Here is a 14,739-nt window from a genome sequence, read left to right as displayed (position 1 = left end):
GAGGCCAAAATGGTTAAATTAATTCTTAACCACGGCCGGCAAATGGCATTTTGGTCGCCATCACAGTGTGGAACATCACATTCGCCTCCAGCGGCAGGCTGGCCATGTACAGCACCGATTGGCCAACGATGTTGACGTCCATCAGAGGCTCAATCGCGATCTCGCCGTTCGCCTGCAAAACCCCGGTGGCCATGCGCTGTGCCATTTCAGTAGCGGCATTGCCAATGTCGATCTGGCCCACTGCGATATCGTATTTGCGGCCATCGAGAGATGCCGCTTTGGTCAGCCCCTTTACCGCGTGTTTGGTCGAGGTATAGGCAATGGAGTTGGGACGCGGTGTGGTGGCGGAGATAGAGCCGTTGTTGATGATGCGCCCGCCGCGCGGCGTCTGCGCCTTCATCACCCGGAACGCCTGCTGAAGGCACAGAAACATGCCCGTGAGATTGATGTCCACCACGCTTTTCCACTGCGCCAGCGTCAGGTCTTCCAGGGGAATGCCCGGCGCGCTGACGCCCGCGTTGTTGAACAGTACATCCACCCGGCCAAACGTACTGACAGCGGCATCGAACAGCGCCTTCACCGATTCCGGATTGGAGACGTCGGTCGGCATTGCCAATGCGCGATCAGGCGCACCGCTGAGCGCAATCACATCGGCCAGCGGCCCGGGGCGCCGACCTGCGAGTACAACCCTGTAGCCATCCTTGAGCAGCGCCAACACGGCGGCTTTGCCAATACCTGTGCCTGCCCCGGTCACGATGGCAACTTTTGATGTTGAGGTCATATTTGTTAAGTCATTTTGATAAAAGAACCCGATTACGTCAGGAGCGGCGGCGTGGTTTTTTTCCTTTTTCCTTGTTCTTGGCTGCGGCCTGTCTGGCGGTCATTTTTACTGATTGAACCGCAGACTTTGGCATTCTGGCCAAAGGTTCCGATATTTTTCGTGTTGCACGCTTGACGGAAGTACGGTCCGACGCACTGCCCAAGCCAGCGTAATCGCCACCCTCACGCGGCGACCCTTTGTCTTTCATAGCACGTGAAACCAGCCCCTCACCTTCTTGAACCAGCCGGAAATCAATCCTTCGACCATCCAGGTCAACCCTGCTGACCTGCACCCGCACACGAGAGCCAATGGCATAACGCATACCCGAGCGCTCGCCACGCAACTCCTGGCGCGCTTCGTCAAAGCGGTAATACTCGCCGCCCAGCTCGGTAATGTGCACCAGTCCTTCAACGTACATGGCATCCAGCGTCACGAAAATTCCGAAACTCGTCACGGAACTGACGACACCGCCGTACTCCTCCCCAAGGTGCTCATGCATGTATTTGCATTTGAGCCAGGCTTCCACATCGCGACTGGCCTCGTCGGCACGGCGTTCGTTGGCGCTGCAATGCATGCCGGCGGCTTGCCAGGCCTGCGTTTCAGGGCTCAATTTCTTGGGCTTTTGCCCCGGTTCGGCAACGCGCGCGGCCAGTCCTTTTTCAAGTCGACGCGACAGCTTGGCATGGGCTTCGCCGGGCGTGGGCAAGACCGGCAGCTGGTATTTGGTCTTGGCCAGAATCGCCTTGATGACACGGTGCACCAGCAGATCCGGGTAACGCCGGATCGGACTGGTGAAATGGGTGTAGGCATCAAACGCCAAGCCAAAGTGCCCGTTGTTGACGGGTGTGTAAATCGCCTGCTGCATGGAGCGCAACAACATGGAATGAATCTGCTGCGCGTCCGGCCGATCTTTGGTTGCCGCAGCAATGGTTTGAAACTCGCCTGGCGCGGGATCATCGCTGATCGTCAGCCCCAAGCCAGTAACTTTGAGGTAGTTGCGAAGAATTTCTATTTTCTCGGGTGTGGGGCCCTCATGCACCCGAAACAAACCGGCGTGCTTGCTCTGGGAAATGTAGTCCGCACTGCACACATTGGCCGCCAGCATGGCCTCTTCAATCAGCTTGTGTGCATCATTGCGGGTACGCGGCACGATTTTCTCGATACGTCCGCTCTCATCACAAACGATCTGCGTCTCTACGGTTTCAAAATCCACAGCGCCGCGGCGTACGCGCGCCTTCAGCAAGGCTTGATAGACATCGTGCAGGTTCAACAAATCCGTTACCCGATCTTTGCGTTTCAAGGCTTCGGGGCCACGCGTGTTCGCCAGAATCGCTGCCACCTCGTTGTAAGTGAATCGGGCATGACTCCACATCACTGCCGGATAAAACTGATAGGCCGACACCTCGCCGTCTTCGGTCACCATCATGTCGCACACCATGCACAGGCGCTCCACTTCCGGGTTGAGCGAGCACAGCCCATTCGACAACTTCTCGGGCAGCATCGGAATGACGCGACGCGGGAAGTACACACTGGTGGCGCGCTCATAGGCATCTATATCTATGGCAGAACCCGTTTCCACATAATGACTCACATCGGCAATAGCCACCAGCAAGCGCCAGCCCCGCGCGGCGGATTTACCCTTTCCAATTTTTGTCGGTTCGCAATACACCGCATCGTCAAAATCCCGGGCATCCTCGCCATCGATCGTCACCAGTGACACGTCCGTCAAGTCGACGCGATGCTTCTTGTCATGTGGGAGCACTTTGTCCGGCAGGGTGCGAGCCAAGGCAATGCAAGCGTCCGAGAATTCATATGGCACGCTGTATTTGCGTACGGCAATTTCAATCTCCATGCCTGGATCGTCGACCTCGCCAAGAATTTCCTTGACGCGGCCGACAGGCTGGCCATACAAAGCCGGTACCTCGGTCAATTCAACAACAACAACCTGGCCTGGCTTGGCAGACCCCGTCGCAGTCTTGGGAATCAGTACATCCTGGCCGTAGCGTTTATCTTCAGGGACGACAATCCAGATGCCACTTTCCTGCAACAGCCGCCCAATAATGGGTTGCTTAGGCCGCTCGATGATTTCAACCACCCGACCTTCGGGCCGGCCTTTACGGTCACTGCGCACGATGCGCACCATGACGCGGTCTTTGTGCAGCACAGCGCGCATTTCGTTGGGCGGCAAATAGATATCGGACTCACCGTCATCACGGGTCACAAATCCATGACCATCACGGTGCCCCTGAACTGTTCCTTCAACTTCATCCAGCAAGCCGCTGGTTGGACTAATATTTTTGATAAAACTACTCTCTTTCCTGATGTGTACAGGCGACAGAATTGGTATTAATAGATGCACGGGCTAATAAACCGGCGGCGGATGAAAATCCTAGCATCTCACAATCGATAAAACTTTTGAAAATCAAAGGGTTGAATAGGTGCAGCGCATCTCGCAATACTAAGTGAAGTATGCCGTCTCGCCTAGTGACTCATCATCGAGTTTGGCAAGGAGGTTCAAGAAGCTATGGTATACTAGCATCCATGCCCGGATGGCGGAATTGGTAGACGCGCACGGTTCAGGTCCGTGTGCCGCAAGGTGTGGAGGTTCGAGTCCTCTTCCGGGCACCAAAAATAGAAAAGCCTCTTGCAATTGCAAGAGGCTTTTTCTTTGGTGGAGCCTCTTTGCCGACTCTACAAATCGGCAGTTCAATTGCGGTCACATTCTTGGTTTCGGTGTTGAGCTTTGGGTAGTACTTCTTGATTCCTACCAACACTTGAATGGAGAAGAGGCTGTTCAATAAAAGTTGCCTCAAAAATATGGCGCATCCTCCAAACCAAGACAAAAATGACCGTCGACGTTATGACTTCAATTGGTGTCACTGCGACCGCTATGCGCTACGCAGATCGCCAAGTCTTTTTGTAACCCAGCAGTCAAATGATTGGATTTAAAACGGCTGCGCGACGAGATCATGCCCCTGTGTACCCACAATGCGGGCCTTCGTGAATTCACCGACCTTCAGCGTCTTGCTGATCTTTTCAGGCGGCAGCAGCTTCACCACACCATCAATCTCTGGCGCGTCGGCATACGATCGACCCACTGCGCCCTTTTTCCCCAATGCTGGGGCAGAATCCACGAGGACCTGCATGGTCGCACCGATACGCTGCTGCAGCTTGGCCGCTGAAATGGCCTCGGCAACGGCCATGAAACGCGCACGCCGCTCCTCCCGCAACTCTATTGGCAACATACCCGGAATATCGTTGGCAGCAGCACCTTGCACAGAACTGTAAGCAAAACAACCGGCACGGTCGATTTTGGCTTCCCGCATGAAATCCAGCAAGTGAGAAAACTCTTCCTCAGTTTCACCAGGAAAACCGGCAATAAACGTACTGCGTACGACAATGTCAGGACATGCCTCACGCCAGCGCTGGATGCGCTCGAGATTTTTCTCGCCACTGGCCGGTCTCTTCATGCGCCTGAGCACATCTGGGTGACTATGCTGCAGCGGCACATCAAGATAAGGAAGCACTTTGCCGGTGGCCATCAAGGGAATCACTTCATCCACACTGGGATACGGATACACGTAATGCAGGCGCACCCATGCCCCATAGGGGCCCGCCATGTCACCCAGTGCCTGCACGAGCTCGAGCATGCGTGTCTTGATCGGCTTGCCGTCCCAGAAACCGGTGCGGTACTTGACATCGACGCCATAAGCAGAAGTATCCTGACTGATCACCAGCAACTCCTTGACGCCACCTTCAAACAGAGCACGCGCCTCGTTGAGCACGTCACCAATAGGCCGCGACACCAAGTCGCCACGCATGGACGGAATAATGCAAAAGGTGCAGCGGTGGTTGCAGCCCTCGCTGATCTTGATATATGCGTAATGACGGGGCGTAAGCTTTATGCCAGCCACCCCGAATGCATTGGGCACTAGGTCGATAAAGGGGTCGTGTGGCTTGGGCAAATTGGCATGCACGGCATCCATCACCTCCTGAGTTGCCTGCGGCCCGGTAACGGCCAAGACGCTTGGATGCATTTTTCTGACTAAATTGCCACCCCCTTCTGCCGCTTTGGCACCCAGGCATCCGGTAACGATTACCTTGCCGTTTTCTGCCAGTGCCTCGCCGATAGTGTCCAGGCTTTCCTTGACCGCATCGTCAATGAAGCCGCAGGTGTTGACAATGACCAAGTCGGCACCCTGGAATGTCTTTGAGGTTTGATAACCTTCCGCACTCAGTTGCGTAAGGATCAATTCGGAATCGGTCAGGGCCTTGGCGCATCCTAGCGATACCATACCTATACGCGGGATTTTTTCTTTTATTTCGTTCATGGGGTGTAGTTTGACAGGTCTTGTATATAGCTATATGCGGTTCAGCGATCCGCGCCAGGCTTCGGGCCACAGCAGCGAGCGCCAAATGGCTTACGCCGCCCAGTGGGCCGCTGAACACGGCCTCCTTCTGGACGAAACGCTCTCGCTGCGGGATGAGGGTCTATCGGCCTACCACCAGCGGCACATCAAGTCCGGGGCACTCGGCGTCTTCCTGGTCGCTGTCGAACAGGGCCGGATACCCACGGGGTCCGTGCTGGTGGTGGAAGGCCTCGACCGGCTTTCGAGGGCAGAGCCGATCCAGGCCCAGGCCCAACTGGCTCAGATTGTAAATGCCGGCATCACGGTGGTGACGGCCAGCGACGGAAAGAAGTACAGCCGCGAGCACCTCAAGGCCAACCCGATGGACCTTGTGTATTCGCTCCTGGTCATGATTCGCGCCCATGAAGAAAGCGACACCAAGAGCAAACGAGTGCTGGCCAGCATCAGAAAACAGTGCGAGGGCTGGATCGCTGGCACAAACCGTGCGCTGATTCGAAATGGTAAAGACCCGGTCTGGCTGCGGCTGGTGGATGGCCAGTGGCAGGAAATACCAGAACGCGTGGTGGCCGTGCGCGAAGGCCTGCGGCTTTACCTGATCGGGTATGGAGCCACCAAGATCATCGAGCGACTGACCGAGCAGGGGCTATCCCTTACAGGACGCGGCCCCCAATCGCTGCAAATCTACCGGCTGGTGAAACAGCGGGCATTGATCGGCGAAAAAGAAATGGCCCTGGGCACCGATACCTACCGAATACCCGGCTACTACCCTGCCCTACTTACCAAGGCCGAGTGGGACGGCCTGCAGATAGCCAACAGCGGGCGTGGCAGGCGCAAGGCCAAGGGGCCAGTGCCTCACATACTCACCGGCATCGGAATCACTGTATGCGGCTATTGCGGCCGCGCGCTGGTTGGGCAGAACATTGGCACCCGCAACCGGGACGAACTCGGCCGCATCCAGCCAGGCCACAGACGCCTGCACTGCACCAGCTACTCGCACGGCGGCTGCTCGGTCGGCGGGTCCGTATCCGTCTACCCGTTCGAGCGCGCGCTGATGGAGTACTGCTCGGACATCGTCAACCTACAGGCGCTATATGGAGCTGATCGGTCGGCCGGACCTATGGCCAAGCTGACCAAAGCCCGGCAGGACCTGGTGGACGTGGCCTGCAAGCTGGAAAAGCTCACCGACGCCATGCTGGCCAGCGCTGAGGATGGCATTCCGCTGACCTTTGCCAAGCGTGCCCGCGAGCTGGAGGCAGAGCAACAGCGGCTAGAGGCCACCATCCAGGAGGCAGAGCGCGATTTGGCCGCAACGGCACGCACCGACATTCAGGGCACTGACGAAGCGTGGAAGCGCCTTGCTGCCGGTGTGGAGGCGCAGGAATACGAAGCACGCCTGCAAACCCGCCAGCTGGTAGCCGATACCTTCGAGCGCATCGTGATTTATCAGCGTGGTGTGCGACCGACACCTACCGAAGACAAAGGCCCGATGGACATGATGCTGATGGCGAAAGGCGGAACAGCACGCATGTTGCGTATAGACCGCAAAGGTCAGTTGATCATGGCCGAGAGTCTGTCTGAACCTGTGGTCACAAACGGAAAAATGCCCACCACCCCGTGACAAGTGATGACTGTAAGTCCGCAGAATTTAAAATGGACGGAAACAACTAAAAAATCGAACAAGCCTGTCGGTTGCACGCATCCACATCATGCCTGCCGATCAGTAGCTCATTGCGGCCCATGTAGTTCTGACGTAGTTCAATGGTAGAAGCCCATCTATCAGTGAAAATATGCGTCCTATACCAAAAACCTACGCCAAAACCTACGCCGAACATAAGACCACTTTGGACATTTTTCGTCGAAAGAAAGTGTCGATGCATTCACAATCAGCTTCAATCCAGCCTGACCTCTCAAGGACGTAGACCACGCCACAACCGCCGATCAAGCTCAAGATAAGGCTAAAAGGAAACAGCAAGACCGCCCAGCCCACTTTCAACGAAGTCACGAATGGGCAAGTGCAGCGCGCAGGCCAGGAACGAAGTAGAGGCCGGAGGCGTCAGGGATCAAAACCGCATGGCCGCGACTCGGTACGAGGCGCGGGGCAACGCCCGCGAGCCCGACGGCGGCAACGCCGGGATGCCCAGCGAGGGTCAGCAATATTCACTGCGCAGTAAATATTGCTGCTTTGTCGAATATCGATGTAAACAAACCAGACCGGAGAGCATCTGGCGCAGCCTGCCAACACCGCCGCCCTCGCTGGCGGACGCTCGGGGCCAGCCGGGCACGTTATGCAATGTGCCGCCAGCATGACCCGCCTGAATTCGGCACCAGATCCCCACACACCTTCACAGTCGCTTCAAAACGTGAGACAATTAGTCTATTCCATTTTTAAGTTTTATTTTTTCTTTTAAAATCAATTAGTTACATAAATGTTGGACGAAATGAATGAAGCTCAATCAGATTTAGCCCAAGTCATTAGACTGGCTCTTGCCGAGCAGAGCGAGGATGTACGCCTGTTCGTAGCCCGGCTCGTCCGAAAGTACCGCAACACCGACCCAGAGCTGGCTGAACAGTTAGACCTCTATCTGCGCACGAAGACGCATCGAGCAAGCGCCCCCATGCGCAAGGCCATGCAGCCTGCTCTACCGACCCAAACATTGCCGGTCGATGACGAGTCACGGCTTTCACTTCTGAAAGTCTTCAAGGACACACCAGATCGAGAGCAGCCGTTGTTGTCAATCAGCCTGGAAGAGACGTTGAGTCAACTCATTCAGGAGCGTCGACAGACTGAACGCCTCGCCTCAATGGGATTAAGCCCGACGCGCTCGGCAATCTTTGTCGGACCGCCAGGCGTTGGCAAAACATTGACAGCGCGCTGGCTTGCTGCGCAATTGGAGGTCCCGCTGTATGTATTGGACCTGACCGCCGTCATGAGCAGCCTGCTCGGACGAAGTGGGAGCAACCTGCGCACTGCACTTGATTTCGCAAAACGCAGTCCCTGCGTGCTCTTGCTGGATGAAATCGATGCCGTTGCCAAACGTCGTAGCGACGAGACCGACATCGGCGAGTTGAAGCGCCTCGTCACTGTCATTCTGCAAGAGGTCGATGAGTGGCCTGCCACAGGCCTACTGCTGGCAGCCACCAACCATCCGGAACTGATCGATCCGGCGCTGTGGCGCCGATTTGATCTGGTCATCGATTTCAAGATACCGGAAACACCGGCCGTCAAAGCAGCCATCAAACGATTTCTCGGTCCGGACTTTGCATTGTTTGGTCGCTGGATTGACATCCTGACTTTCGCTTTCAATGGCGAGTCGTTCAGCGACATTGAGCGCGACATCCAGCGATTCCGACGCGCGGTGGCGCTTGGAACGGCATCAGATGCCGACCTGATTGAAGAATTCGTCAAATCGCGCGCTCTTGTGATGGATCGTCAGGCGCGCATTGATCTGGCCGTACTGCTGGCTAAACAGACCCGTCTGTCACAGCACACGATCTCCGATCTCACAGGTGTAAGCCGCGACACCATCCGTAAGTACACCGCCGACCAGCCGTCAACCACAAAGAAAATATCAAAAAGGGAACTTGAAGCATGAGTCAAACCAATTTTCTGATCGGACGCGGCGAGCTGCTCACACACGATATCAAGGGGCCAAAGCGCATGCCGGGCAAGGCTGAGGTCTATACCTTGCAGCAGGCCAGAGAGCGGCTAACCCCCCAGTTTTCAGATGCAGCTGCGGCGCTGGACGCTTTGCCAGCGCAAGCATGCCCCGGTGACTTTGGCGTTGCACGCCTGACGATGAATCCCAGCTACATCGCCCGATCGTTCTTTCCAGTGGCGATGCTACGTACCGTCGGCCTGGAATCAGTAGGCAGCAGAACCGTCAAGTTAACCCCGGACGGCTGGACAAAGAAAGGCCCCACCAGGGAATGCACAACAACCGAGTTGTTTGTCGCCGGCAAGCGTCAAGCATTTCGCCATCTCAAAGCCTGGACCAAAGACATCGAACCCGAATCAGACGAAGCCGGTGATCTCGCGCATATTGAGAACTTCTCTGCATTCGCACCCGAGGAGCGGATCGTCAGCCACGGGCACAAGAAGGATCGCTTCTTTGAAGTGGGCCTTCACCTGTTGCCCGACGAGAACCATTTGTTTGTCCAGCGAGCGTTTGCCAAATACGCGAAAGATGTAGACGTCAAAATCCACAGTGACCTCGGCTTCACGGCAGGCAACATGTGGTTCGTTCCGGTCGAAGGCAAGCATGACAGCATTGATCGGCTGGCGGAGTTTGTATTCGTGCGTGTGATCCGGCCAATGCCCAGGCTGCGTGGCATGCGCCCCGTGCATCGCACGGGCAGCGTGACGGTCAGTTGCAGCCTTCCGACCGAACAGCCGTTTTCGTCCGAGCCCAAGGTGGCCATCCTGGACGGCGGCTTGCCGAAAGAGCATGCGATCGGTCCCTGGCTGCGGTCATACCGGGTTCTTGATGAAAATGCCGACGACGATCCACACGGCTTGGAACACGGTCTCGGGGTGACCTCTGCATTTCTGTTCGGCCCCATCCAGCCAAACGGCACCGCGCAACGCCCGTTTGCCTATGTTGATCACTTACGGGTACTCGACAAGGATGCCGATGCGGAAGACCCCCTGGAGCTGTATCGCACGTTGGGCTTTGTCGAACAGGTTCTGCTGTCGCGCCAATACCAGTTTGTTAATCTCAGCCTTGGGCCTGACCTGCCCATCGAAGACACCGACGTTCACGCCTGGACCTCGGTAATTGATGATCTGTTGGCCGACGGTGATACCTTGATGACTGTCGCGGTCGGTAACAACGGGGAAATGGACCGCTCTGTAGGCAATGCCCGAGTGCAGGTGCCATCGGACTGCGTGAACGCACTGGCCGTTGGTGCCACCAACGGTACCGAAGCGGGCTGGGCAAGAGCACCCTACAGCGCCATCGGCCCGGGCCGCAGCCCCGGTGTAGTCAAACCGGATTTGATGGCCTTTGGCGGGGATGCGGCCAAGTATTTTCATGTGCTGTCCCCGGGAAAGAAACCGCTGCTGGCCCCACAACTCGGCACCAGTTTCGCATCTCCTTACCTGCTGCGTAATGCAGTGGGAGTCCGCGCCATTCTGGGTGCCGAATTGACACCACTAGCAATCAAAGCTTTGCTGGTCCATGCGGCCGATGCGTCAACCCACGACAAAGTTGAGGTAGGTTGGGGCAAAGTGCCAGAAGACCTGATGGAGATCATCACCTGCCCTGCGGGCGTAGCGCGTGTGGTTTACCAGGGCGAGTTGAAACCCGGCAAGTACCTTCGTGCCACGCTACCACTGCCCGCTGGGGGTTTGAACGGTAAAGTTCACCTCAAGGCAACATTCTGCTACGCGTCGCCAACTGACCCGCAGGATGCGGCGGCCTATACGCGCGCAGGGCTGGAGATTGTGTTCCGGCCCAGTGACAAGAAAATCAAGGACGGCAAGGCCAATGCCAACACCAAGGGATTTTTCGACATGAAGAAGTACGCCACCGAGGAGGAGCGCCGCTCAGACCTCGGCAAATGGGAAACCGTCCTCCACGGTGCCAAAGGCATGCTCGGTAGCAGTCTTGACAACCCCGTCTTCGATATCCACTACAACGCTCGCGAGTCCGGTGGCCGCGCCACAGGTGCCGAGAAAATCCGCTACGCGCTGATCATCACTGTGGAAGCCCCGAAACATGCCGACCTCTACAACGACATCCTGCGCGCCTACGCCAAAACGTTGGTGCCGATCCAGCCGCAAGTGTCGCTGCCGATTCGTATTCGATAGCGTAACCCGCCAAGCCCTACTCACCACCCCCAACCAACAGCACTGGAGAAGGAATGCCGGAAGCGCTTAAACGCAAGCAAAAGGACGGAACGCTTTACCAGCGACCTCCCGCAATTGAGGCCTGGATCCAAAAACTGGAGTCTGTTGACGCGGCTTCACGAGCTCTACAGTTCGCTGGTGTATCAAGAACGGCCGCAGAGTATGTGCCAACGGAGGTCCTGCTTTATTTTCTACGGCGAGCCTGGGCAGATGGCGAACATAGCCAGTTCGAGAAGATATATCGCATCCTTATGAAACGCGTAGACCAATCACTACGCTCGAAAATCTGGAGCTCTCGTATCGGCAGCGCAACCGATATTCGTGACGAAATCATTAACCGATTTGTCGTATTGGTCACAAAAGATTGCGCTTCACAAGCTGATATGCTGGATTTTTACGAAGTTCATTTCGATCAAGCAATGGTCGCGCTTCGAACGTCCGTTTTGCGTAAATTCAAAGCGGTAGTCGGTGACGTAACAACTGTCCCCCTAGGATCCCAGGACACGGATGGCCCTGAGGTTTCGCCCGAGGTCGAAGTTGCTCTGGAGAACTTTTTGAGCGGCGACCCTCAAAAAATTGATGATCCCGCTTTCCGGTCGGTGCTTTTTGCTGCGATTGACCGTTTACCCCAGGATCAAAAGCAAGTCATCGGTCTTCTTTTGAAAGGAATTCCGATTGACGCCAAGGAAAAAGATGTCATGACAATTGCACGTATTCTGCAGTGTGACGAAAGGACGGTTCGCAACCGTCGTGATCGTGCCTGCAAAGCTCTCAAGGTCATTCTTGAAGAGGAGGCTGAACTATGAGCGCCGAACATTCGAAACTGAACGAAGAAGAGGTTCTTCTTGCGTTCTCTGTTGAACCCTCACATGACCGCACAACATTGGAGCAATATCTAAGCCTGTATCCAGAACATGCAAATGCACTGGTGGACTGCTCGATTGAATTGATGATTGATGCCTCCCGCCGCGACGATGAACTGCAGGTTTCGTCTGAACAGGTCGTCGATCAGGCTTGGGAGCAATTTCAGACAGCTATTGGCTCGGCACAGAACGCTGCGGTCGCGGATCCATTTATTCAATTGACTCGCTCAGCGTTTAAATCTGTAGCTCAAAGACTGAACATCAGCAATTTATTTTTGATGCGTTTTCGTGACCGAGCAGTGGACGCAAGTACCATTCCGAGGCAACTCGTTCAACGGCTCGCTGGCGAACTAGGTGCGACTGTCGATGCCGTGTCTGCCTATTTAAACAATCCACCGACCATCGTGTCTGGTCTGAGTTTCAGATCGAGCGTGAAGCCTGCGGTGACCGAGCAGATATCGTTCGAGCAGGCCGTTGAGACTTCCCAACTCACGCCAGACCAACAAGAAGCGCTGAAGGCATTGCGGGACTAGCAATGGATGCGACCGAAGCCGCACGGCGCGAGGCAGAACGCATCCATCAAGCGGCGGTCGCAGCGGGCGACGATCCATGGAACCTGCTTGAACTCGTTAGCCGCGAAGCGGCTCGACGAGACCTTGATGTGTATGCTTTGCCACAAGGCGACTCCGCGCTGAAAAGCGGGCGTGCGGTATTCGACAGCCAAGCCGGCAGCATTTTGTATGAAGATACTGGTTCGCTGTTCGACCGCGCTTTTCTGATCGCTCATGAACTAGGGCATGTCGTCTTGGAAGGTGGCGTTCAGGACGTGGTAACGGAGGAAGTCGGTATGCGTCCGGCCAACACATATTGAAGGAGAGCTGAAATCCGGAGATAGTGTGCGCGATGAACATCATGCACACCATGGCGAGCGAGGCTCGCACCACCCAAGCCCCCAAGAGACGGTTCTACAGCCCTGAGTTCAAGCTGCAAGTTGTCGGCGCCTGCGCCCAGCCCGGTGCGTCCATTGCCGGGTTGGCCCTGGAGCACGGCATTAACGCCAACATCGTGCACCGCTGGTTGCGCGAACATAGCCAGGGCATACTGATCCGGCGACAACCGACCTTTGTGCCGGTTACCTTGAGCGCGGCCACAGAACCGGCAACTGCCCAACCCACTGCGGACATCCGCATTGAGGTCAAGCGAGTCAACACCACTATCGTCGTGCATTGGCCTCTTGCCGGTGGCGCCGCTTGCGCGCAGTGGCTGCGCGAGTGCTTGCAATGATCCGCATCGACGCGGTATGGTTGTCCACCGCTCCCTTGGACATGCGCGCCGGAACAGACACGGCACTGGCCCGCGTGGTGGCTGTATTCGGTTGCGCCCACCCGCACACCGCCTACCTGTTTGCCAACCGGCGCGCCAACCGCATGAAAGTGCTGGTGCATGACGGTATCGGCATCTGGCTGGCCGCCAGAAGACTGCACCAGGGCCACTTTGTATGGCCCGCTCAAGCGGCCCAAACTCAGATCAGCTTGAGTCGAGCCCAACTTGACGCACTGGTGCTGGGCCTGCCCTGGAGCCGCATTGGCGAAGGTGGGATTATCAGCATTGTTTGAGAAAGAAAAGGCTTCAAATGCAGACTTGGCAATGTTGGCTCACTATTGTTTTTGAGTCAATTGGGGAATGTCAGAATGGCCAAAAACAGTGCTGTGTGGGACACTTTGCACCATGGTCCAAGCCCAAGAATCACTGTCGAATTTGAACGCAGAACAACTGCGTGAACTCGCCCTTGATTTGATCGCACAAATCGCCAGCCGTGACAAACAGATCATCGGCTTGGACCAATCTATCATCATTAAAGACCGCGAGATCCTGTACCGCCAGGCCAAGATCGATCAACTCACGCATGAGATGGCGGTCTTGAAGCGCTGGAAGTTTGGCCGTAGCCGCGAACAACTTGATGCTGGCCAGGCCAGCTTGCTCGATGAAACCATCGACGCCGACATCGCCGCCATTGAGCAAGAGCTCCTGGACCTCGCACCAGCGGACAAAACAGCCAAAGAGCCTCGCCAGCAACCTAAGCGCACAGCCCTGCCACCCGAACTGCCACGTGTTGAACTGCGCCACGAGCCCGACAGCACCACCTGCAGTTGCGGTTGCCAGCTCAAGCGCATCGGCGAAGATGTCAGCGAGAAGCTGGACTACACACCGGGCGTGCTCACGGTGCAGCGCCATGTCCGTGGCAAATGGGCTTGCTCCGAGTGCCAGACCCTGACGCAAGCGCCGGTGCCCGCCCAAGTCATCGACAAGGGTCTGCCCACCTCGGGTTTGCTGGCACAGGTGCTGGTGGCCAAGTATTCTGACCATTTGCCCCTGTATCGCCAGGAGGCCATCTTTGGGCGTTCGGGCTATCCAATAGCCCGCTCCACCCTGGCGCAGTGGGTGGGCGTGTGCGGGGTGCAATTGCAGCCACTGGTCGATGCGCTCAAGAAGTCCATGTTCCAGTCTGCGGTGCTGCATGCCGACGAAACCCCGGTGGCCATGCTCAAGCCGGGCAACAAGAAGACGCATCGGGCTTACCTTTGGGCCTATGCGCCGGGGGCCTTTGAGAATTTAAAAGGTGTGGTCTACGACTTCTGTGAATCCCGCGCCGGTGAGCACGCAAGAACATTCCTGGGAGACTGGCGTGGTGGATTGGTTTGTGACGACTTCAGTGGCTATGTTGCTGCCAAAGATATGTTGCGTCGACCCGTTCTCCGACGGGCGATCCACTCGTCCGTCGGAGAACCTGTGCGCACATAAGTTCCGGGTGCTTGGCGGCTACAGCTGCTTCATGAA

General features: G+C 56.4%; 11 protein-coding genes, 1 tRNA gene and 1 pseudogene. 10 read left to right on the top strand and 3 right to left on the bottom strand.

Features of this window, described 5'->3' with window-relative positions; translation table 11 throughout:
* Window positions 1–25 precede the first annotated feature (25 nt).
* The gene (locus C5P05_RS13835) at window positions 26–781 is read right to left on the bottom strand and encodes an SDR family oxidoreductase (RefSeq protein ID WP_114970434.1); all 756 of its coding nucleotides are present in this window, start codon (window positions 779–781) and stop codon (window positions 26–28) included.
* A 37-nt stretch (window positions 782–818) separates the two neighbouring features.
* The gene (gene rnr / locus C5P05_RS13830; RefSeq protein WP_114970433.1) at window positions 819–3,095 is read right to left on the bottom strand and encodes a ribonuclease R; all 2,277 of its coding nucleotides are present in this window, start codon (window positions 3,093–3,095) and stop codon (window positions 819–821) included.
* 268 nt (window positions 3,096–3,363) lie between these two features.
* On the opposite strand from rnr, the gene C5P05_RS13825 reads away from it, so the two are divergent.
* Window positions 3,364–3,448 (top strand) — tRNA-Leu (locus C5P05_RS13825).
* Window positions 3,449–3,765: 317 nt separating this feature from the next.
* Here the strand turns inward: C5P05_RS13825 and rimO are convergent.
* Window positions 3,766–5,151: a 30S ribosomal protein S12 methylthiotransferase RimO gene (gene rimO / locus C5P05_RS13820; protein ID WP_114970432.1), complete on the bottom strand. Its 1,386-nt coding sequence runs from the start codon at window positions 5,149–5,151 to the stop codon at window positions 3,766–3,768.
* Between the two features lie 34 nt (window positions 5,152–5,185).
* Here rimO and C5P05_RS13815 point away from each other — a divergent pair, with 34 nt between their 5' ends.
* The 9 genes and pseudogenes from C5P05_RS13815 to tnpC form a co-directional block, all read left to right on the top strand.
* Window positions 5,186–6,808 (top strand): recombinase family protein, encoded by a 1,623-nt coding sequence (locus C5P05_RS13815; RefSeq protein WP_114970431.1) that lies wholly within the window; start codon window positions 5,186–5,188, stop codon window positions 6,806–6,808.
* Window positions 6,809–7,628: 820 nt separating this feature from the next.
* Entirely contained in the window at window positions 7,629–8,783 is a 1,155-nt protein-coding gene (locus tag C5P05_RS13810; protein ID WP_232834490.1) for an AAA family ATPase, read from the top strand.
* The gene (locus tag C5P05_RS13805; protein ID WP_114970429.1) at window positions 8,780–10,999 is read left to right on the top strand and encodes a S8 family peptidase; all 2,220 of its coding nucleotides are present in this window, start codon (window positions 8,780–8,782) and stop codon (window positions 10,997–10,999) included. Before C5P05_RS13810 ends, C5P05_RS13805 begins: the two co-directional genes overlap by 4 nt.
* A 53-nt stretch (window positions 11,000–11,052) precedes the next feature.
* Window positions 11,053–11,844: an RNA polymerase sigma factor gene (locus tag C5P05_RS13800; RefSeq protein WP_114970428.1), complete on the top strand. Its 792-nt coding sequence runs from the start codon at window positions 11,053–11,055 to the stop codon at window positions 11,842–11,844.
* On the top strand, window positions 11,841–12,434 hold the full coding sequence (locus C5P05_RS13795) for a hypothetical protein (RefSeq protein WP_114970427.1): 594 nt from the start codon (window positions 11,841–11,843) through the stop codon (window positions 12,432–12,434). Before C5P05_RS13800 ends, C5P05_RS13795 begins: the two co-directional genes overlap by 4 nt.
* A 2-nt stretch (window positions 12,435–12,436) precedes the next feature.
* Entirely contained in the window at window positions 12,437–12,772 is a 336-nt protein-coding gene (locus C5P05_RS13790) for an ImmA/IrrE family metallo-endopeptidase (RefSeq protein WP_232834489.1), read from the top strand.
* Between the two features lie 32 nt (window positions 12,773–12,804).
* Complete coding sequence (gene tnpA / locus C5P05_RS13785; RefSeq protein ID WP_198674716.1) at window positions 12,805–13,185, top strand: IS66-like element accessory protein TnpA; 381 nt, start codon at window positions 12,805–12,807, stop codon at window positions 13,183–13,185.
* Window positions 13,182–13,517 carry an IS66 family insertion sequence element accessory protein TnpB gene (tnpB, locus tag C5P05_RS13780; protein WP_157979328.1) on the top strand — a complete coding sequence of 112 codons (336 nt, stop codon included), beginning with the start codon at window positions 13,182–13,184 and terminating at the stop codon, window positions 13,515–13,517. Before tnpA ends, tnpB begins: the two co-directional genes overlap by 4 nt.
* Before the next feature lie 112 nt (window positions 13,518–13,629).
* Window positions 13,630–14,631: pseudogene (gene tnpC / locus C5P05_RS13775) on the top strand (IS66 family transposase); the annotation flags it as partial.
* Window positions 14,632–14,739: the final 108 nt, after the last annotated feature.

This window comes from Rhodoferax ferrireducens (assembly GCF_003347515.1).
In the GTDB taxonomy this organism is placed as follows: Bacteria; Pseudomonadota; Gammaproteobacteria; order Burkholderiales; family Burkholderiaceae_C; genus Rhodoferax.
The sequence above is the reverse complement of the archived record's forward strand: the minus strand, read 5'-3'. Positions and strand labels throughout refer to the sequence as shown.